Source organism: Pseudodonghicola flavimaris, assembly GCF_030164425.1.
Lineage (GTDB): Bacteria > Pseudomonadota > Alphaproteobacteria > Rhodobacterales > Rhodobacteraceae > Pseudodonghicola > Pseudodonghicola flavimaris.
Genome location: NZ_JASNJD010000015.1, coordinates 45,883 through 63,750 on the forward strand (window position 1 = coordinate 45,883; position 17,868 = coordinate 63,750).

Annotated in this window: 17 protein-coding genes and 1 pseudogene; 11 read left to right on the forward strand and 7 right to left on the reverse strand. The window is 66.4% G+C overall.

The features are described from left to right. Nucleotides 1-41: 41 nt before the first annotated feature. From QO033_RS17560 to QO033_RS17585, 6 genes are all read right to left on the reverse strand, one after another. A complete protein-coding gene (locus QO033_RS17560; RefSeq protein WP_284482264.1) occupies nucleotides 42-1,301 on the reverse strand; it encodes an imelysin family protein in 1,260 nt (419 codons plus the stop codon). Nucleotides 1,302-1,664: 363 nt separating this feature from the next. Continuing rightward, on the reverse strand, nucleotides 1,665-3,209 hold the full coding sequence (locus QO033_RS17565) for an acetolactate synthase large subunit (RefSeq protein WP_284482265.1): 1,545 nt from the start codon (nucleotides 3,207-3,209) through the stop codon (nucleotides 1,665-1,667). A gap of 96 nt (nucleotides 3,210-3,305) precedes the next feature. After that, on the reverse strand, nucleotides 3,306-4,250 hold the full coding sequence (locus QO033_RS17570; RefSeq protein WP_284482266.1) for a Gfo/Idh/MocA family oxidoreductase: 945 nt from the start codon (nucleotides 4,248-4,250) through the stop codon (nucleotides 3,306-3,308). Nucleotides 4,251-4,263: 13 nt separating this feature from the next. Continuing rightward, nucleotides 4,264-5,115, reverse strand: coding sequence for a class III extradiol dioxygenase subunit beta (locus tag QO033_RS17575; RefSeq protein ID WP_284482267.1), 852 nt, complete (start codon nucleotides 5,113-5,115; stop codon nucleotides 4,264-4,266). Further along, nucleotides 5,115-5,516: a protocatechuate 4,5-dioxygenase subunit alpha gene (gene ligA, locus QO033_RS17580; protein ID WP_284482268.1), complete on the reverse strand. Its 402-nt coding sequence runs from the start codon at nucleotides 5,514-5,516 to the stop codon at nucleotides 5,115-5,117. Before ligA ends, QO033_RS17575 begins: the two co-directional genes overlap by 1 nt. 133 nt (nucleotides 5,517-5,649) lie before the next feature. Then, complete coding sequence (locus tag QO033_RS17585) at nucleotides 5,650-6,861, reverse strand: LysR family transcriptional regulator (RefSeq protein ID WP_284482269.1); 1,212 nt, start codon at nucleotides 6,859-6,861, stop codon at nucleotides 5,650-5,652. 211 nt (nucleotides 6,862-7,072) lie between these two features. Between QO033_RS17585 and QO033_RS17590 the strand changes: the two genes are divergently transcribed. The 6 genes and pseudogenes from QO033_RS17590 (at nucleotide 7,073) to QO033_RS17610 (ending at nucleotide 11,155) form a co-directional block, all read left to right on the forward strand. Next, complete coding sequence (locus QO033_RS17590; protein ID WP_284482270.1) at nucleotides 7,073-7,942, forward strand: amidohydrolase family protein; 870 nt, start codon at nucleotides 7,073-7,075, stop codon at nucleotides 7,940-7,942. Between the two features lie 32 nt (nucleotides 7,943-7,974). After that, the gene (locus QO033_RS17595; protein ID WP_284482271.1) at nucleotides 7,975-8,334 is read left to right on the forward strand and encodes a protocatechuate 4,5-dioxygenase subunit alpha; all 360 of its coding nucleotides are present in this window, start codon (nucleotides 7,975-7,977) and stop codon (nucleotides 8,332-8,334) included. Between the two features lie 4 nt (nucleotides 8,335-8,338). Beyond that, nucleotides 8,339-8,542, forward strand: a pseudogene (locus QO033_RS25295) (DODA-type extradiol aromatic ring-opening family dioxygenase); the annotation flags it as partial. 37 nt (nucleotides 8,543-8,579) lie between these two features. Then, the gene (locus tag QO033_RS17600; RefSeq protein WP_407682127.1) at nucleotides 8,580-9,188 is read left to right on the forward strand and encodes a DODA-type extradiol aromatic ring-opening family dioxygenase; all 609 of its coding nucleotides are present in this window, start codon (nucleotides 8,580-8,582) and stop codon (nucleotides 9,186-9,188) included. A gap of 167 nt (nucleotides 9,189-9,355) precedes the next feature. After that, complete coding sequence (locus tag QO033_RS17605; RefSeq protein WP_284482272.1) at nucleotides 9,356-10,279, forward strand: HNH endonuclease; 924 nt, start codon at nucleotides 9,356-9,358, stop codon at nucleotides 10,277-10,279. Nucleotides 10,280-10,462: 183 nt separating this feature from the next. After that, the gene (locus tag QO033_RS17610; RefSeq protein WP_284482273.1) at nucleotides 10,463-11,155 is read left to right on the forward strand and encodes a sirohydrochlorin chelatase; all 693 of its coding nucleotides are present in this window, start codon (nucleotides 10,463-10,465) and stop codon (nucleotides 11,153-11,155) included. Here the strand turns inward: QO033_RS17610 and glpD are convergent. Further along, the gene (gene glpD, locus QO033_RS17615) at nucleotides 11,145-12,695 is read right to left on the reverse strand and encodes a glycerol-3-phosphate dehydrogenase (protein WP_284482274.1); all 1,551 of its coding nucleotides are present in this window, start codon (nucleotides 12,693-12,695) and stop codon (nucleotides 11,145-11,147) included. The two genes, QO033_RS17610 and glpD, sit on opposite strands and share 11 nt — an antisense overlap. 206 nt (nucleotides 12,696-12,901) lie before the next feature. On the opposite strand from glpD, the gene QO033_RS17620 reads away from it, so the two are divergent. The 5 genes from QO033_RS17620 (at nucleotide 12,902) to QO033_RS17640 (ending at nucleotide 17,651) form a co-directional block, all read left to right on the forward strand. Then, complete coding sequence (locus tag QO033_RS17620) at nucleotides 12,902-13,768, forward strand: FAD binding domain-containing protein (RefSeq protein ID WP_284482275.1); 867 nt, start codon at nucleotides 12,902-12,904, stop codon at nucleotides 13,766-13,768. Then, complete coding sequence (locus QO033_RS17625; protein WP_284482276.1) at nucleotides 13,765-14,244, forward strand: (2Fe-2S)-binding protein; 480 nt, start codon at nucleotides 13,765-13,767, stop codon at nucleotides 14,242-14,244. The genes QO033_RS17620 and QO033_RS17625 overlap by 4 nt, the downstream gene beginning before the upstream one ends. After that, nucleotides 14,244-16,490 carry a xanthine dehydrogenase family protein molybdopterin-binding subunit gene (locus QO033_RS17630; protein WP_284482277.1) on the forward strand — a complete coding sequence of 749 codons (2,247 nt, stop codon included), beginning with the start codon at nucleotides 14,244-14,246 and terminating at the stop codon, nucleotides 16,488-16,490. Before QO033_RS17625 ends, QO033_RS17630 begins: the two co-directional genes overlap by 1 nt. Beyond that, on the forward strand, nucleotides 16,483-16,728 hold the full coding sequence (locus QO033_RS17635; protein ID WP_284482278.1) for a MoaD/ThiS family protein: 246 nt from the start codon (nucleotides 16,483-16,485) through the stop codon (nucleotides 16,726-16,728). The genes QO033_RS17630 and QO033_RS17635 overlap by 8 nt, the downstream gene beginning before the upstream one ends. A 107-nt stretch (nucleotides 16,729-16,835) precedes the next feature. Then, nucleotides 16,836-17,651, forward strand: coding sequence for a M90 family metallopeptidase (locus QO033_RS17640; protein ID WP_284482279.1), 816 nt, complete (start codon nucleotides 16,836-16,838; stop codon nucleotides 17,649-17,651). Nucleotides 17,652-17,868: the final 217 nt, after the last annotated feature.

Here is a 17,868-nt window from a genome sequence, read left to right on the forward strand (position 1 = left end):
AAAGCCCCCGCCCGCAGGCGGGGGCCGTCACCGTGCCGCGGTTACTGGAACACGGCAGAGGGGTTGTCGAGGCTGTCGGAGCCTTCGAATTCCGGCGTATCGACGTCGAGCGTGGCGACGATCCGTTCGATGGTCTTGGTCTGATCGATCAGCCCGTTGACACCGCCCATGATCAGCGCCTCACCGGCGGCATTGCCGCGCGCCAGCATCTGGTCATAGGCAAAACCGGCCTCGGCCGCGATCTTGATGTTCAGCAGCGCGCTCATCGTCGCGGTCAGCTTGGCGCGCATCTCGGCGTCCAGATCAGGGTTCTTCTCGGCCACCATCGCCGACAGCGAAGGGCCGGAGACCACGGTGCCGTCGGCGCCGACGTAGTGCCCCAGATAGACATTCTGAATGCCCAGACCGTCATAGAAATGACTGTTATAGGTGTTGTCAGAGAAACAGTCGTGCTCCTCCTCCGGGTCGTTCAGCATCAGCCCCAGCCGCATCCGTTCACCGGCCTGCTCACCATAGGACAAGCTGCCCATACCGGTCAGGATAGCCACGATCCCGGCGTTCTCATCCGCCATCAGAGTGGTGCGCGCCTCGCCGCCTTCGGCCCATTGCGCCGCCATCCAGTCCAGATCGCTGACCAGCAGATCGGTCGCCGCCTTCAGATAGGCGCCGCGCCGGTCGCAATGATCATGGGTGCAGGCCTCGCCCTGGGCGTAATCGGTCCAGGGCCGGTTGCCGGCTCCGGGACCGGTGCCGTTCAGATCCTGGCCCCAAAGCAGAAACTCGATGGCGTGGTAACCGGTGGCGACATTGGTCTCGATGCCCTCGGCCTCCTGCAGCGTGCCCTCCAGCAGCTGCGGGGTGATCTCGGTCGCATCGACCTCGGCGCCGGCGATGGTCAGTTTCGGGTTGGCGATCACGTTCAGCGCCGCCAGCGGGTTTTCGTCGGTCGCTCCGCCATAGGCGGCATCGACATAGTCGATCAGCCCCTCGTCCAGCGGCCAGGCGTTCACCTTGCCCTCCCAGTCGTCGACGATGGCATTGCCGAAGCGGAAGACCTCGGTCTGCTGATAAGGCCCGCGGGCTTCCCGCCAGGCGGTCTTCGCCGCCTGCAGCGCCTCGGCCGAGGGGGCCGCGATCAGCGCGTCGACCGCCTGTTGCAGGCGCTTGGCGGTGGCGGCGCTGTCGCCATAGGCGGCAGCGGCGATATTGGCGTAGTTTTCAAGAACCGCGGCCTTGTCGGCTGCCAGCGCGGGGGCGGCCACGCTGCTCAGAAGGGCGGCAGTCAGGGCGAGACGTTTCATGCGTTTGATCCTCTTGCAATCAGGGGTCCGACCCCGGGGCGGCCACCGGTGGCGCGCCGGCGGCGGAATAAGAACGCTCCCGCCGGTGGGGAGGAAAGGCGGACCGGTGGATTTGCCCGGCCGTTCCCGGCTCTTCCGGTTGGGGAATGTCTGGCTGCCCCGGTCGGGAGGGGTTGCTGAGGCCGGAACCTGATTAATATTGTCGGATTTGTCAAGCAATCGCATCCCGGCCGGGTCGATTTCTTGCGAAACACTCGCAACCCAATCGCCACAGCCAGGCCGAAACGCATCGGGGCGGCCGCTGGCCGCCCCGATCTACACTGTTTCCCGATCCGATCCCGAGAGGGGAACGGGCGCTCCGGCCTACATCAACGCCTCGATCAGCACCGGGCCGGGCGTGGCCATCGCCGCCGCCAGCGCCTGATCCAGCTGGGCGGTGTCCTCCACCCGGCTGGCCTCCACCCCCATGCCGCGGGCCATCTCGGCCCAGTTCAGCGCCGGGCGGTCCAGCGAAAGCATGTCGATGGCACGCGGTCCGGGGTTCTGCACGCCGACGTTGGTCAGCTCTCCGCGCAGGATCTGATAGGCGCGGTTGGCGAAGATCAGCACGGTGATATCCAGCCCCTCGCGCGCCATGGTCCAGAGCGCCTGCGGCATATACATGCCGCTGCCGTCGCTGATCAGCGCCAGCACCTTGCGATCCGGACAGGCCACCGCGGCGCCGATCGACACCGCCATGCCATAGCCGATCGAGCCGCCGCAGTTCTGCAGCCAGCTGTGCGGCGGCGCACCGGCGGTGACCGGCCCCAGCGACCGGCCGCTGGTGACGGTCTCGTCCACCACAATGGCACCCTCGCAGATCGCCCGGGCGATCACCGGTGCCATGCTGTCGGGCGTCAGCGGCGACAGCGCCGGCAGATCGGGCAGCCCCGCCGGGGTCAGCTCCGGCACCTCTGCCGCCGCGCCGGTGGCCTGGGCCAGCGCCTCCAGCGCCGCGCTCAGATCCATATCGGCCGAGGCCAGCGGCACGAAGGAGACATCGGGCCGGGTCAGCCGCGCCGGCTTGCCCGGATAGGCGAAGAAGCCGACCGGCTCGCGTGCGCCCATCAGCACGATCTTGTCATAGGGCGCCAGCGCCTGCAGCGCCTGGTCGATCGGATAGGGCACACGGGGGATATTGACCCGCCCTGCCCCGCGCTCGGTCCGGGCGCTCGCCCATTCGCCCATCAGCGCACAGCCGGTGGCTGTGGCGATCCGTCCCGCCAGCTCAAGGTTTTCCGCCGTCAGCGCGCCGCCGCCCAGCAGCAGCAGCGCCCCCTCCTGCGCAAGCGTCGCCGCCGCGCGGTCGAGCAGATCGCCGGCTACAGCCTCGGGCGCCGGCGGAGCCAGCGGCCCGGCCACCGCGCCGCCTTCGGTCCAGGCGGTATCGCCGGGCAGGATCAGTGTCGCCACCTGCCCCGGCGCCGTCCGCGCCGCCTGCACCGCGCGGGCCGCATCGGCACCGACATCGGCGGTGGAGAGCGAGGTCTGCACCCATTGCGACACCGGCCGGGCGATGCCCTCGATATCCGCGGTCAGCGGCGCATCCAGCGCGATATGGGTCGAGGCGTGTTCACCGACGATATTGACCACGCCAGAGCCCGCCTTCTTGGCGTTGTGCAGATTCGACAGCCCGTTGGCCAACCCCGGACCGAGGTGCAGCAGCGTCGAGGCCGGCTTGCGCGCCATCCGCCAGTACCCATCCGCCGCACCGGTGGCCACCCCTTCGAACAGGGCCAGAATCGAGCGCATGCCGGGCACGTGATCCAGTGCCGCGACGAAATGCATCTCAGAGGTTCCGGGGTTGGTGAAACAGACATCCACGTCGCTGGCCAGCAGGCTGCGCACCAGGCTTTCGGCGCCGTTCATCGCGCGTACTCCTCACATCAAAACGAAAGACGGGTGCCGCGGACGCAGCACCCGTCGATATCCTTTCACGCCCCGTCGCCGGGGACCAGAGGAGAGTTAGGTCAGCCCCCGCTCGATCAGGTCGAGCGTCGCCATCGCCGGCAGAACCTGTGCGACCGAGGAGTTCGGCTCGCGCCCTTCGGCAATGGCAGCGACGAATTCGCGGTCGATCAGCTCGATACCATTGTTCGACACCGCGACCCCCGACAGATCGACCGGCTTGTCGTAGCCGTCATAGAGATCGTCGTAGCGGGCCAGATAGGTGCCCTTGTCGCAGATATAGCGGAAGAAGGTGCCGAACGGCCCGTCGTTGTTGAAGCTGAGCGACAGGGTGCAGATCGCCCCGGAGGGGGTTTTCATGCCGATCGACATGTCCATAGCGATACCCAGATCGGGATGCAGCGGCCCCTGCAGGCCGAAGGCCTGAGAGCAGGTCTCTCCGGTCTGATACTGGAACAGGTCGACGGTGTGGCAGGCGTGGTGCCACAGCAGGTGATCGGTCCAGCTCCGCGGCTCGCCCTTGGCGTTGGTATTGGTGCGACGCATGAAATAGGTCTGAACGTCCATCTGCTGGATCTTCAGCTCGCCCGCGGCGATCTTGTTGTGGATCCACTGGTGCGACGGGTTGAAGCGGCGCACCTGACCGGCCATGGCGACCAGCCCGGTTTCCTTCTGCTTGTCGACCACCGCCTGGCTGTCGGCCAGCGTATCCGCCATCGGGATTTCCACCAGAACATGCTTGCCCGCCTCCATGCAGGCGATCGCCTGTTCGGCATGCAGCTGGGTCGGGGTCGCCAGGATCACCGCGTCGACATCGTCGCGTGCCAGGCAATCCGCCAGATTGTCCGCCGCATGCGGAATACCCCGCTCGGCGGCGAAGGCTTCGATCTTCGCCTTGGTCGGCCCCATGACCGAGGTGACCTCGACCTCTTCGATATTGGCAAGGGCGTCGAGGTGTTTGATGCCGAAGGCGCCATAGGCACCGGCCACGCAAAGTCTCATCTCGGAGTCTCCGTCAGCTGTGATTTTCCAGAATGATATGACCCACCGCGGTGTTCGAGGCGGGAACGTGATAATGGCGGTGCACTTCGGTCACCTTCTCGTCAAGCGCACCGCGCATGACCAGCCACATGACCATTTCGATGCCTTCCGAGCCAGTCTCGCGCAGGTATTCGACGTGCTCGATCCGTCGCGCCGCCTCTGGGTCATTCGCCATCATGTCGAGGAACCGCCGATCCCATTCGGCATTGATCAGCCCGGCGCGTTCCGCCTGCAGCTGGTGCGACATGCCGCCCGTTCCGAAGATCATCACGTTCAGATCCTCGGGGTAGCTGTCGATGGCGCGGCGGATCGCCTTTCCGAGGTTATAGCAGCGGTTGCCCGTCGGTGCCGGGTATTGCACCACGTTGACCGCCAGCGGGATCACCGGACAGGGCCATGCGTCGTCGACGCCGGTTTCCCCGAACATCACCGACAGCGGCACGGTCAACCCGTGATCGACCTCCATCTCGTTCATGATGGTCAGGTCGAATTCATCCAGGATCACCGATTGCGCGATATGGGAAGCAAGCTTCTGATGCCCCTTCACCACCGGCACCGGGCGCGGCCCCCAGCCTTCGTCGGCGGGCGCGAATTCCGCCGCACAGCCCAGCGCGAAGGTCGGGATGCAAGAGGCGTCGAAGGCGGTGCAATGATCGTTATAGACCAGAAAGATGACGTCGGGCTGGTTCTCTTTCATCCATTCGCGCGACTTCACGAAGCCGTCGAACACCGGTTTCCAATAGGGCTGATCGGTGATGCCGGTGTCCATGGCGACACCGATGGCCGGCACATGCGAACAGCCCACGCCTGCGGTAATCCGCGCCATTATTTCTTCTCCCATTCGGATTTGTAGCGGTTGCCCTCGATCGGGCGGCCGCCGTGCAGCATCATGTCGCGATAATCCTCCCGCGACACGCCGGTCATCATCGCGGCGAGGTCCTGAAAGGTGATGCCGTCAAAGGCCGCGAGCTTGGAGGTGTAATAGATGTTCCCTCCCAGTTCGAGCAGCCGGTTCCAGGCCCGGTCCCGCACCGCCTGTTTCTGCGCCTCCGTCATCGGGAAACGGGACATGTATTCCTCCGGATCGGCGGTCAGCGCGTCACGGTTCTTCTGCAGGCGCAGCGAGATGCAGAACTGATTGAGATGGTACCCCTCGCGCGAACGATCCGCGTCGAACACGAAGGTGCCCGGGATATCGTCATAGGGTTTGTCCTGAGGGTCCGTCATCGCCTTCCTCCCAAGGATCGGTAATTGCGACCCGCTTACCAGCCCCGCCGCCCGGTCAGAAATTCAATGCCGCGCAGGGGCATTCGTTTCTGTTATAGATCGCCGACAGATCGTCGCCCGCACCGGGCGGCGATCAGGCCACCTGCGCCCGGATCAGATCGAGAAACCGCGCCTGTGTCGGCGTTGGGCGCCAGTTGGCGCGATAGGTCAGGCCGATCGGGCGGGCGCTCTCGGGCAGCTCGATCGGCAGCGGCGCGAGGATGCCATATTCCTGTTCCACCTCGATCTGCTTGTGCGACATGATGGTCAGATACTCGCCCCGCATCATCAACCCGCGCACCAGCACCAGCGAATTCGCCACCACCCGCACCGGCGTGTTGGGCAGCTGCGGTATCTTCAGCCGGTCATAGAGGTAACTGCCCGAGGGCGTCGGCAGCGGCGGCGCGATCCAGGGGTAGTCCAGCGTATCCTCCAGCGTCAGCCCCGCCCGCCCGGCCAGCGGATGATCGCGCGCGGCCACCACCGACAGGGTATCGGAAAACAGCGCCTCCTGCACCACATCCTCGGCCGGCAAAGGATCGCGCAGCGCGCCGATCAGCAGATCCAGATCGCCGAATCTGAGATCGCGCAGCAAGGTGCCATAAGGGCCGTCGACGCATTGCAGCTGCAGCTGCCCGCCGCTTTCGCGCAGCAGCTGGTCGATCGCATTGGGCAGGATCGCGGTACGCGACAGCGGCATGGAGCCCACGGCAATGCGGGTGGAATCGCGGCCCAGGAACTCCGACACCTCGTATTGCCCCTGCCGGATCTCGGTATTGGCCAGCCGGATATGGTGGGCGAAGGCCTCCGCCGCCGGGGTCAGCATCACGCCGCGCCGCACCGGATCGAAGAACCGCAGCCCCGACAGCCGCTCCAGATCGCGGGCCGCCCGGTGCACGGCGGGCTGCGACACCCCCAGCTGGCGCGCCGCATGGCTGAAGTTGCCGGTCTGCGCCACCGCCGTCAGCGCCCGGAGCTGCACCGCCGTGGTCAGCCGGTGAAAATCCCGCCGCCCCGCCGGGCCGGGACGCGGCGCCTTGCGGCGCGCCTGCCGTTCGCCCTCCTTCAGCAGGTCGAGCGCCCGGCGCACCCGCGTCAGGAAAATCTCTCCGACCTCGGTGGGAAACATGCCCTCTGGCCGGCGGTCGAACAGCCGCGCCGACAGGGTCTGTTCCAACTTGGCCACCGCCTGGGTCACCGCCGGCTGCGACAGATGCACCACATCGGCGGCCAGGTTGATGCGGTTCTGCACCGCCACCTCCTGCACCGCCTGCAGGTGACGAACGTTCGGGAATACGAAATCCATCCGGACCTCCTCGCCGATGCGGCCTGCCCGGGGCCTCTGGAACCCCGCTGACCCGGCTGGCTCCTCTCCCGGGTTTCAGGGGATCTATAACATCTGCCAATTCGCAAAGCCAAGCTTCCAACTGGCGCGTCACGCCGTCGCGCGCCTAAGGTCGCGCCGATCAGCGCCGCCGGTTCCGGGCGGTGCCCCAAGCGTTCGAGGAGGAGGGCCGATGGACCCCGATTACCTGCCGTTTCACCCCAGCCCCAAGGTGCCCGATTTCAAGGTGCCCGCCGGCAGCGTCGATGCCCATTGCCATGTCTTCGGCCCGGCCGAGACCTTCCCCTATTCGCCGAAGCGCAAATACACCCCCTGCGATGCTCCGAAGGAAAAGCTCTTCGCGCTGCGCGACCACCTCGGATTCTCGCGCAATGTGATCGTGCAGGCCTCCTGCCACGGCACGGACAACGCCGCGCTGGTCGACGCGCTTGAAACCGCCGGCGATCTGGCCCGCGGCGTCGCCGTCGTCAGCCCCGACATCAGTGATGACGCGCTGGCCCGGATGGATGCCGCCGGCGTCCGCGCGGTGCGCTTCAACTTCGTCAAACGGCTGGTCGACGCCACCCCGAAAGAGGTGTTCATGGGCGTCGCCGAGCGGATCGCCAAACTGGGCTGGCATATCGTCGTCTATTTCGAAGCTCCCGATCTGGAGGAGCTGATCCCCTTCCTGGAAAGCCTGCCGACCACCGTGGTGGTCGATCACATGGGCCGCCCCGATGTGAACAAGGGCGTCGATCACCCGGACTTCCAGCGCTTTGTCGATCTGCTGGCGCGTAACGAGAATTTCTGGACCAAGGTGAGCTGCCCGGAACGTCTGAGCGTCGCAGGCCCGCCCTATGCAGATGTCGTCCCCTTTGCCCGGCATCTGGTCGAAACCTTCCCCGACCGCGTGCTCTGGGGCACCGACTGGCCGCATCCGAACATGAAATCCCACATGCCCGATGACGGCCAGTTGGTGGACGTGATCCCGCAGATCGCCCCCACCGAGGCGCTGCAACAGAAACTTCTGATCGACAACCCGATGCGCCTTTACTGGGCCTGAGGACTGCAACCGGTCTGACTGGAGGAGAGACCATGGAGATCACCGATTTCGATCACCACACGCCGATAGAGGGCACCACGCTCTTCGACGGCGAGATGGCGATGAAGGGATATGCGCTGAACAAGATGTGCTATTCCTTCAACGCCGCTGCCGCGCGGGAGGCCTATCTGGCCGACCCGGAGGCCTATATGGACCGCTTCGGCCTGAACGAGGCGCAGAAGCAGGCCTGCCGCGACAAGAACGTGCTGGCGATGATCGCCGCTGGCGGCAATATCTATTACCTCGCCAAATTCGCCGGCATCTACCGGCTGGACATGCAGGACATCGGCGCGCAGCAGACCGGCATGACCAAGGCGGCGTTCCAGGAAAAACTGCGTCGGGCGGGGGACTGAGACGATGGCGAAACTTCTTGGCGGTCTGACCACCTCCCACATCCCGGCGGTGGGCAATGCGATCCACAAGGGCCTGTTCGAGGACCCCTACTGGAAACCCTTCTTCGACGGCTATCCGCCGATCCGCGACTGGCTCGACGAACACAAACCCGACGTGGCGATCAACATCTACAACGACCACGGGCTGGGCTTCTTCCTCGACAAGATGCCGACCTTCGCCATCGGCGCCGCGCATGAATACAAGAATGAGGACGAAGGCTGGGGCATCCCGCAGCTGCCCCCCCTTCCCCGGCGATGCGCCGTTCAGTTGGCACATCATCGAAAGCATGGTGGAGCAGGAATTCGACATCACCTCGTGTCAGGAACTGGCGGTGGACCACGGTTTCGTGGTGCCGATGCAGCTGTTCTGGCCCGGGGCGCCGGACAACCCCGACATGCCGCGCGCCATCCCGATCAGCGCCAATACGGTGCAGCACCCGATCCCGACGCTGAAACGGGCGCTCGATTTCGGCAAGGCGCTGCGTAAGGCCATCCTCAGCTACCCCGAGGATATCAAGGTGGTGGTGCTGGGCACCGGCGGGCTCAGCCACCAGCTCGACGGCGAGCGGGCGGGCTTCATCAACAAGGAGTTCGACCAGTATTGCATGGAGAAGATCGTCACCGACCCCGAGGCGCTGACGAAAATCTCCCGCCGCGAGCTGGTGGAAAAGGCCGGCGCCCAGGGCACCGAGTTCCTGATGTGGATGATGATGCGCGGCGCTCTGGGCGACAAGGTGCGCCCGCTGCACGCCAACTACCACATCCCGATCTCCAACACCGGCGCCGGCACCATGCTGCTGGAATGCGTCGACTGAGCAAAACTCGGAGACGAATACCGAAAGGGCACACCGGCGCCGACATCAGGAGTTTTAGATGCCGCGCCGTCGTGACGGGACCAAACCCGGGGCGAACACGCCCCGGCGCTAAAAAGCTATGAGCCGAAAGGGCTTGCACTTCCAGGGCCATCGGCTTTTCTAATCTCATGGTAAAGCTGGTTCTTCTGCACAAGGCCGACTCGATCTACGAGGACGAGCCGGATGTCGTTTACGATTTCCCCCGAAGCTATCTGAAAGCCGTCCGAGAGGCCGAAGGCGACTGGATCGTCTATTACGAACCCGTCAAGGCGGGACCCCGCGGGTACTTTGCTGTCGCAAAAATTCAGCAGGTCATTCCGAAACCGGGTGTTGAGGGGCGGTATCTTGCGCTCATCGAGCCGGGCAGCTTCCTTCCTTTCGATGCAGAGGTCCCGCGCCTTGTGCAGGGACGCCCGCTGGAGACCTCCTTGGCAGAACCGGACGGAACACCAAAGAAAGGTGGTGCCGTTCAGCTCGCCGTACGGCGGCTCCCAGAGGCCGACTTCGCGCGGATTGTTGATCTTGGTTTGCCCCAGGACCTCGAACGGCGCGAGGCAACCCGCTACGATCCCGCTTCCGACGATCTCGCGGAGGAGGCCACCCCCTTCCAGCGACCCGTTCTGGAACGGCTCACACGCCGCCCCTATCGGGATGTCGCCTTTCGGAGGAAGGTCCGCGAGGCCTACGATTACCGTTGCGCCATGTCTGGCCTCCAGCTTCGGAACGGCGGCGGTCGCCCCGAAGTGCAAGCCGCGCATATTCGCCCTGTCGAGCGACAGGGCAGCGATGCCATCCGAAATGGTCTGGCATTGTCCGGAACGTTACACTGGATGTTTGATCGTGGCCTGATCTCCGTCGCGGAGGATTGCGAGACCATACTGGTCTCGCGCAACAAGGTGCCGGGGGATGTGGTGACCCGGCTGCTCCGACCAGACGGCAAGCTTTGGAAACCCTCGGATCGAAAGAACTGGCCCAGCCCCGCAAACCTGAAGTGGCATCGTGAGAACGTCTTTGGTCAGGTGATGACGGACGAGCCGATCAACTGGGGGTGAGAGCCCCCGCTGCCAAAGCTCACTTGCTCAAGCGAGGTTGCGATGGTGCGGACGAGATGAGAAACGCCGCCCCGGCATCATGGTTGAACCAAGACGACGGGCGCAGCTATGGCTGTGCCTTTTTTCCTCTCGGCCCTTGGCGAGGCGACCCCGGCGCGCCACATAGGAAAAAGGAGGTTCCGCGTGCCCGACTGTCTCGACGCATTGATCGTGGCCCATGGCCAACCCTCCGCGCCCGCTCCGGCGGAGGCGGCGCTGGCGGAGCTTGCCTCCAGGGTCGGACACCTGCTGCCGGGCCGGCGCATCGGCTCTGCCACGCTGGCGGCCCCGGGTGCGCTGGAGGCGGCGCTGGAGCGGCTCGGCGCCGACGGCGCGATCTATCCATTCTTCATGGCCGACGGCTGGTTCGTCCGGCAGGCGCTGCCGAAACGGTTGAACGGGCATCCGGCGCGGGTGCTGCCGCCCTTGGGCCGCGATCCGGCGCTGGTCGATCTTGCGGCGACCTACCTGGCCCGGGACTGCGCCACGCGAGGCTGGGAGCCTGCGGCGACCGCCCTGCTGATCGCCGCCCACGGCTCTGCCCGCGGCCCGCGCGCGGCGGCGGCGGCGCGGGATCTCGGCGCCGCGCTTGCCACGCTCTGGCCCGGATCGCCGCCCATCTATGGCTTTGTCGAAGAAGCACCCTATCTGGCCCAGGCGGCGCGGGGATTGCCGGCGCAGACGCTCTGCCTGCCGGTCTTCGCCGCCGAGGGCGGGCATTACCGCGAAGACGTGCCCGACGCGCTGGAGACCGCTGGTTTTCTCGGCGCGCTGCTGCCGCCGCTGGGTCAGCACCCGGGGGTGCCGGCCCTGATCGCCGCGGCGCTCAGCGCGTGACGCGGCCGCGGATATAGGCCTCGATCTCAGCCACCTGGGCCGCGCTCAGACGCAGGCCCAGCTTGGTGCGCCGCCAGATCATATCCTCGGCGCCGCGCACCCATTCCCTTGCCACCGCCCAGTCGACTTCCGCCTGGCTCAGCGTCGCGCCGAAATCCCGGCCCAGATCGGCGGCGGTCTTCGCCGCGCCCAGCACCTCGCGGGCCTCGGTGCCATAGCAGCGGATCAGCCGCCGCGCCCAAGCCGCGGTGAGGAAGGGATAATCGGCCAGCAGCCGCTCGATCAGCTCCGATACGCCGGTCACCGCGAAATCACCGCCCGGCAGTGCCACCCCGGCGGTCCAGGGCCCCTTGGCCACTGGCAGCGCCTCCGCGATCTTCTCCAGCGCACCCTCGGCGAGCCGGCGATAGGTAGTGATCTTGCCGCCGAAGACGGTCAGAAGCGGCGCCGCCTCGCGGTCCAGGCGTAGCACGTAATCGCGGGTCGCCGCCGTGGCCGAGCTCGCCCCATCGTCATAAAGCGGCCTGACGCCGGAATAGGTCCAGACCACATCCGCCGGGCTGAGCGGCCGCTTGAAATACTCATTGGCGAAGGCCAGCAGGTAATCGCGCTCCGCCTCGGTACAGACCGGCGGCGTCGCCGGATCGGGATGATCGGCGTCGGTGGTGCCGATCAGGGTGAACTCCTCCTCATAGGGGATCGAGAAGATGATCCGCCCGTCGCGCCCCTGGAAGAAATAGCATTTGTCGTGATCGTAAAGCCGCGGCGTCACGATATGGCTGCCGCGCACCAGCCGCACATCGCCCGGCGTGTGGCTGCCCAGCATGCCGTGCAGCAGCTCTCCCGCCCAGGGGCCGGCGGCATTGATCAGCATCTTCGCCTCGACCCGGGTTTCGGACCCGTCCGCCCGGCGCAGGGTGATCGCCCAGCGATCGGCGAGACGTTCGGCCGCGATCACCCCGGTGCGGGTCAGGATCTCTGCCCCCCGGGCGGCGGCGTCGCGCGCGTTCAGCACCACCAGCCGGGCGTCCTGCACCCAGCAATCGGAATATTCATAGGCCCGTTCAAACCGCTCCTTCAGCACCGCTCCGGCCGGATCGGTTTTCAGATCCAGCGTCCGGGTGCCCGGCAGGATCTGCCGCCCCCCCAGGTGATCGTAGAGAAAGAGCCCAAGCCGGATCATCCAGGCCGGACGCCGCCCCTTCATCCAGGGCATCACCGCGCTCAGCAATTTCGAGGCCGGCGTTTCGCTGTCGAAGCGCATCTCGCGCTCATAGGGCAGCACGAAGCGCATTGGCCAGCTGATATGCGGCATCGCCTTCAGCAACACCTCGCGCTCGATCAGCGCCTCGCGCACCAGACGGAATTCGAAATACTCCAGATAGCGCAGCCCGCCGTGGAAAAGCTTGGTCGAGGCCGAGGAGGTCGCACTGGCCAGATCGCCCTGTTCGGCCAGGGTAACGCTCAGCCCGCGGCCAGCAGCATCGCGGGCGATCCCACACCCGTTGATCCCGCCGCCGATGATGAAAAGATCCCGCATATCGCCTGCCTCTTTCACATTCCCCCTGCGCCTAGCGCGCGCAGCGCAAAATGTCACCCGTCCCTTGGGGCTGACCGCACGACAGTTTGATGACGGGGCCACAACGCTTGCCACATGGCATTCAGACGCTAGAGTTCCGCCCAGCACCCCGGCCCGGCGTTTCGGTCCCGCCGGGGGGACGACCCAGCGATCTGCAAGGAATGCCCATGCAATATTTCAAACCCGCCACTTTCGAAGAGGCCTCGGCCCTTGCGGCCGGCGCCGAGGGGATCACCCGGTTCCTCGCCGGCGGCACCGACGTGCTGGTCCAGCTGCGCTCGGACCTGGTGACGCCGGATGTCCTGATCGACATCAAGGCGATCCCCGGAACCCATGACATCACCCGCACCGAAGACGGCGGCTGGCGGCTGGGCGTGGCGGTGACCGGGGCGGAGATGTCCGAACATCCCGACCTGGGCCGCGACTGGCCCGGGGTGGTCGAGGCGATGGACCTGATCGGCTCGACCCAGGTGCAGGGCCGCGCCACCCCCATCGGCAACCTCTGCAACGCCTCTCCGGCGGCCGATTCCGTTCCCGCGATGATCGCCGCCGGCGCCGTGCTCAGTGTCGTCGGTCCCGATGGGGCCCGCGACATCCCGGTCGAGGAGGTGCCCGCGGGCCCCGGCAAGACCACGCTGAAGAAGGGCGAGATCGCCACTGCCCTGACCCTGCCGCCACGCGGCGCGCAGGGCGGCGACGCCTATCTGCGCTTCATACCGCGCACCGAGATGGACATCGCCGTGGTCGGCTGCGCCATCAACCTGACGGTGGAGGGCGAGGTGATCACCTCGGCCCGGATGGCGCTGGGGGCGGTCGCGCCCACCGCCGTCGTGGTGCATGCCGCCGCCGACGCGCTGGTCGGGCGCACACTGGACGACGCGGCGCTGAAGGCCCTGACCGATCTGGCCGAGGCCAGCTGCAATCCGATCGACGACAAGCGCGGCACGGTGAAGTTCCGCACCCATACCGCCGGGGTTCTGGCCCGGCGGGTGGCCCAGATCGCCTATGACCGCGCCAAAGGAGCCAAGGCATGAGCAAGACCCATGTAACCGCTAAAGTGAACGGGGACGCGGTCGAGTTCCTCTGCGATCCGCGCGAAACCCTGCTGGACGTGCTGCGCGACCGGCTGGGGCTGACCGGCGCCAAGGAAGGCTGCGGCACCGGCGATTGCGGCGCCTGTTCCGTCACCGTCGACGGCCGGCTGGTCTGCTCCTGCCTGATGCTGGGGGTCGAGGCCGAGGGCAAGGAGATCGGCACCGTCGAGGGCATCGCCGATGGCGAGACGCTGCATCCCCTGCAGAAGAAATTCATCGAATATGCCGCCCTGCAATGCGGCATCTGCACCCCGGGCATTCTGATCGCGGCGAAATCGCTGCTGGAAAAGAACCCCGACCCGACCGAGACGGAAGTACGCTACTGGCTGGCCGGCAACCTGTGCCGCTGCACCGGCTATGACAAGATCATTCGCGCCGTGATGGATACCGCGGCCGAGATGCGGGAGGCCTCGTAATGGCGCTGGACAGCTCGAAAACCACCGATTTCAAATATGTCGGCACCCGGCCCGACCGGCCCGACGGGCTCGACAAGGTCACCGGCCGCGCCAAGTTCGGTGCCGATGCCACTGCGCCCGGAATGCTGTTCGCCGCGATCAAGCGCAGCCCGCATGCCCATGCCAAGATCCTGAAGATCGACGCCAGCAAGGCGCTGGCGATGGACGGGGTCAAGGCCGTGGTCACCCGTGCCGATTTCGCCGAAGGTCTCACCGGCGAGACCTGGAATGTCCTGGAAAACGTCATGGCCGGCGAGACCGCGCTCTATGACGGCCACGCGGTCGCCGCCGTCGCCGCCACCTCCGCCCTGATCGCGCGCGACGCGATGAAGGCGATCGAGGTGGAGTACGAGCTGCTGCCGCATGTCACAGATGTCGACAAGGCGATGGCAGCCGATGCCCCGGTGATCCGTGCCGGCGCCGCCGATGCCTCCGTTCCCGAAGGGTTGCACCCCAACGTCGTGCGCTATTACGAAAGCGGCCATGGCGATGTCGAGGCCGGCTTCGCCGAGGCCGATCTGGTGATCGAGGATCACTTCACCACCGAGGCGACCCACCAGGGCTATATCGAACCGCACGCCTGCCTCGGTACGCTGGGGGCAGATGGCAAGGGCGAACTGTGGTGCTGCACCCAGGGCCATTGGAACGTGCAGAAGCTCTGCGCCGCGATGCTGGGGATCGAGACCAGCCAGCTGCGCGTCACCGCCTCGGAAATCGGCGGCGGCTTCGGAGGCAAGACCACCATCTTCATCGAACCGGTGGCGCTGGCGCTGAGCCGCAAGGCCAACCGCCCGGTCAAGCTGGTGATGACCCGGGCCGAGGTGTTCCGCGCCTCCGGCCCGACCTCCTCCACCTCGATGGACGTCAAGATCGGGATGAAGTCCGACGGCACCATCACCGCGGCGCAGGGCACCTTCCGGCTGCAGGGCGGCGCCTTCCCCGGTGGCCCCTGCGAAATGACGGCGATGTGCGCCTTCGCGCCCTATAACCTGACGAACGTGCATCAGGTCGGCTATGACGTGATGACCAACCGCCCGAAACAGGCGGCCTATCGCGCGCCGGGCTCGCCGATGGCGGCCTTCGCCGTGGAATCGGTGATCGACGAGCTCTGCAACCAGCTCGGCCTCGACCCGTTCGAGGTGCGGCTGAAGAACGCCTCACGCGAAGGCACCCGCGCCAGCTTCGGCCCGAAATGGCCGCGCATCGGCCTGGTGGAGACGCTGGAGGCCGCCCGCGCCCATCCGCATTACACCGCCCCGCTGAAAGAGGGTCAGGGCCGTGGCATCTCCTGCGGGTTCTGGTTCAACCACGGCGGCGAAACCTCGGTCTCGCTGGCGATGTCCGAGGACGGCTCTGCCCAGATCATGGTCGGCACCCCGGATATCGGCGGCTCCCGCGCCTCGATGGCGCTGATGGCGGCCGAGGTGCTGGGCATTCCTTACGAGAACATCCGCTGCACCATCGCCGACACTTCCTCGCTGGGCTATAACGAGATCAGCCACGGCAGCCGGGTGACCTATGCCTCCGGTCTCGCCACCATCAAGGCAGCCGAGGCGGCGGTGGAGGAACTCTGCCGGCGCGCGGCGGCGAAATGGGACATCCCGGAAGAGGCGGTTTATTGGGAAGATGGCTATGCCAAGCCCTCGGGCCCCAATGCCGGCGATCACGCGCCCCTGCATATCACCGAGCTGACCGCCGACATGGGCGCCACCGGCGGCCCGATCAACGGCCATTTCGAGGCGACCCCGGAAGGCGCCGGCGTCAGCTTTGCCACCCATATCGTCGATGCCGAGGTCGACCCCGAGACCGGCGCGACCAAGGTGGTGCGCTATACCGTGGTGCAGGACGCCGGCAAGGCGATCCATCCCACCTATGTCGAGGGCCAGTTCCAGGGCGGCGCGGCGCAGGGCATCGGCTGGGCGCTGAACGAGGAATACATCTATGGCGAGGACGGGCGGCTGCAGAACGCCGGCTTCCTCGACTACCGTATCCCGGTGGCCTCCGACCTGCCCTTCATCGACACGGTGATCGTCGAGGTGCCGAACCCCGGCCATCCCTTCGGCGTGCGCGGTGTCGGCGAAACCTCGATCTGTCCGCCGCTGGCAGCCATCGCCAATGCGGTGTCGAATGCCGTCGGCGTCCGGATGCGGCAGCTGCCGATGCGCCCCTCGCGTGTGCTGGAGGCGCTGGAAAGCAAGGATGGTTGACGTCGCGCTCTGGTCCGGGCTGCGGCCCCTTGTCGGTGGGCAGGACAGCATCGCCGTAGAGGGGCGCACCGTGGGCCAGATCCTCGACTCGATCCGGCGCAATTACCCGGCGCTGGCGCCGACCCTCGACGCCGGGGTGTCGGTGGTGGTGGATGGCCGGGTGATCGCCTCCAGCCTGACCGAACCGGTGGGCGAGAACAGCGAAGTCGTACTGATGATGCGGCTGAAGGGCGGGTAGCCCCCGCCCCGCGCATCAGAGCGCCGGCGGTTGTTTCCCGCCGGCCGATCCCCAGCTAAGACAGGCCCGGCCGAACCGGGCGTGACCGGGCTGGAGGAGGATATCTCATGGCTGCCTATCTGATCCTGCTGCTGATCGTCTCGGTGGCCGCGGCCGTGGCGATCCGCCTTGTCCTGAAACACCGCCGCCGCGCCGCCCTGCTGCGGACCCGGCTGACCGAAGCACAGCGCGCCATCGTCGCCACGGAGGTGCCGCTGACCCGCAAGCTGCCGGCCCGGTTTCATCAGGCGCTCGAAGGCAAGATCAACGCCTTTATCGGGCAGGTCGATTTCGTCGGCTGCAACGGCCTCGAGGTGAGTGAGGAGATGCGGCTGTCGATCGCCGCCCAGGCCTGCCTGCTGATCGTCAACAGCGACACCTGGTACGATCATCTCACCACCATCCTGATCTATCCCGCCGCCTTCAAGTCGCGGCAGCGGCAGCACAATGGCTATGTCGTGACCGAACGCGAAACCGTGCGCAGCGGCGAAAGCTGGTCCCGCGGGCCGGTGATCCTGTCCTGGGCCGATACCCGACGCGGCGCGCTGAACGATCGTGATGGCCATAACGTGGTGTTCCACGAATTCGCCCATCAGATCGACGACCTCTCCGGCCATACCGACGGGCTGCCCAACCTGCCCAAAGGCCAGAGCGTCGCCGGCTGGGCCCGGACCTTCGTGCCCGCCTATCAGACCCATGTGCAAAACGTGCAGGCCGGGCACAGGACCGTGTTCGACGCCTATGGCGCCACCGGGCCGGAGGAATTCTTCGCCGTGGCGGTGGAAACCTTCTTCGAAAAGCCCGCCGCGCTGAACCATCACGAACCCGCCGTCTACCGGCAACTGGCACAGCTGTTCCGGCTCGACCCGCTGTCCTGGGGCTGACGCGCGGGCTGCCTGCGGCGTCCCCCGGGGCGCCGCTGCGGCCCCGTGTCTCTCCCGTGCGGCCCCCGTTTTGCGCCGCTTTCGGGTGACATTGCCGCCGCTTCGCGCTATCTGCGAAACAACAAAACCAACGACAGGGAGAGAGGATCGAATGACAGCGAGTCGTTCAGATGTTGCAGAGCTGCCACGCCGCGCGCTTTGTGACATGAGCCGTCCT

Excerpts from the sequence above, each read along its gene's own strand:
- QO033_RS17625 (WP_284482276.1), top strand. The coding sequence starts at position 13,765 with ATGAGCAAGACCCATGTAACCGCTAAAGTGAACGGGGACGCGGTCGAG.
- QO033_RS17595 (WP_284482271.1), top strand. The coding sequence starts at position 7,975 with ATGGAGATCACCGATTTCGATCACCACACGCCGATAGAGGGCACCACG.
- QO033_RS17565 (WP_284482265.1), bottom strand. The coding sequence starts at position 3,209 with ATGAACGGCGCCGAAAGCCTGGTGCGCAGCCTGCTGGCCAGCGACGTG.
- QO033_RS17630 (WP_284482277.1), top strand. The coding sequence starts at position 14,244 with ATGGCGCTGGACAGCTCGAAAACCACCGATTTCAAATATGTCGGCACC.
- QO033_RS17605 (WP_284482272.1), top strand. The coding sequence starts at position 9,356 with ATGGTAAAGCTGGTTCTTCTGCACAAGGCCGACTCGATCTACGAGGAC.
- QO033_RS17570 (WP_284482266.1), bottom strand. The coding sequence starts at position 4,250 with ATGAGACTTTGCGTGGCCGGTGCCTATGGCGCCTTCGGCATCAAACAC.
- QO033_RS17620 (WP_284482275.1), top strand. The coding sequence starts at position 12,902 with ATGCAATATTTCAAACCCGCCACTTTCGAAGAGGCCTCGGCCCTTGCG.
- QO033_RS17640 (WP_284482279.1), top strand. The coding sequence starts at position 16,836 with ATGGCTGCCTATCTGATCCTGCTGCTGATCGTCTCGGTGGCCGCGGCC.
- QO033_RS17560 (WP_284482264.1), bottom strand. The coding sequence starts at position 1,301 with ATGAAACGTCTCGCCCTGACTGCCGCCCTTCTGAGCAGCGTGGCCGCC.
- QO033_RS17575 (WP_284482267.1), bottom strand. The coding sequence starts at position 5,115 with ATGGCGCGGATTACCGCAGGCGTGGGCTGTTCGCATGTGCCGGCCATC.
- QO033_RS17590 (WP_284482270.1), top strand. The coding sequence starts at position 7,073 with ATGGACCCCGATTACCTGCCGTTTCACCCCAGCCCCAAGGTGCCCGAT.
- QO033_RS17635 (WP_284482278.1), top strand. The coding sequence starts at position 16,483 with ATGGTTGACGTCGCGCTCTGGTCCGGGCTGCGGCCCCTTGTCGGTGGG.
- QO033_RS17600 (WP_407682127.1), top strand. The coding sequence starts at position 8,580 with ATGAGGACGAAGGCTGGGGCATCCCGCAGCTGCCCCCCCTTCCCCGGC.
- QO033_RS17585 (WP_284482269.1), bottom strand. The coding sequence starts at position 6,861 with ATGGATTTCGTATTCCCGAACGTTCGTCACCTGCAGGCGGTGCAGGAG.
- ligA (WP_284482268.1), bottom strand. The coding sequence starts at position 5,516 with ATGACGGACCCTCAGGACAAACCCTATGACGATATCCCGGGCACCTTC.
- glpD (WP_284482274.1), bottom strand. The coding sequence starts at position 12,695 with ATGCGGGATCTTTTCATCATCGGCGGCGGGATCAACGGGTGTGGGATC.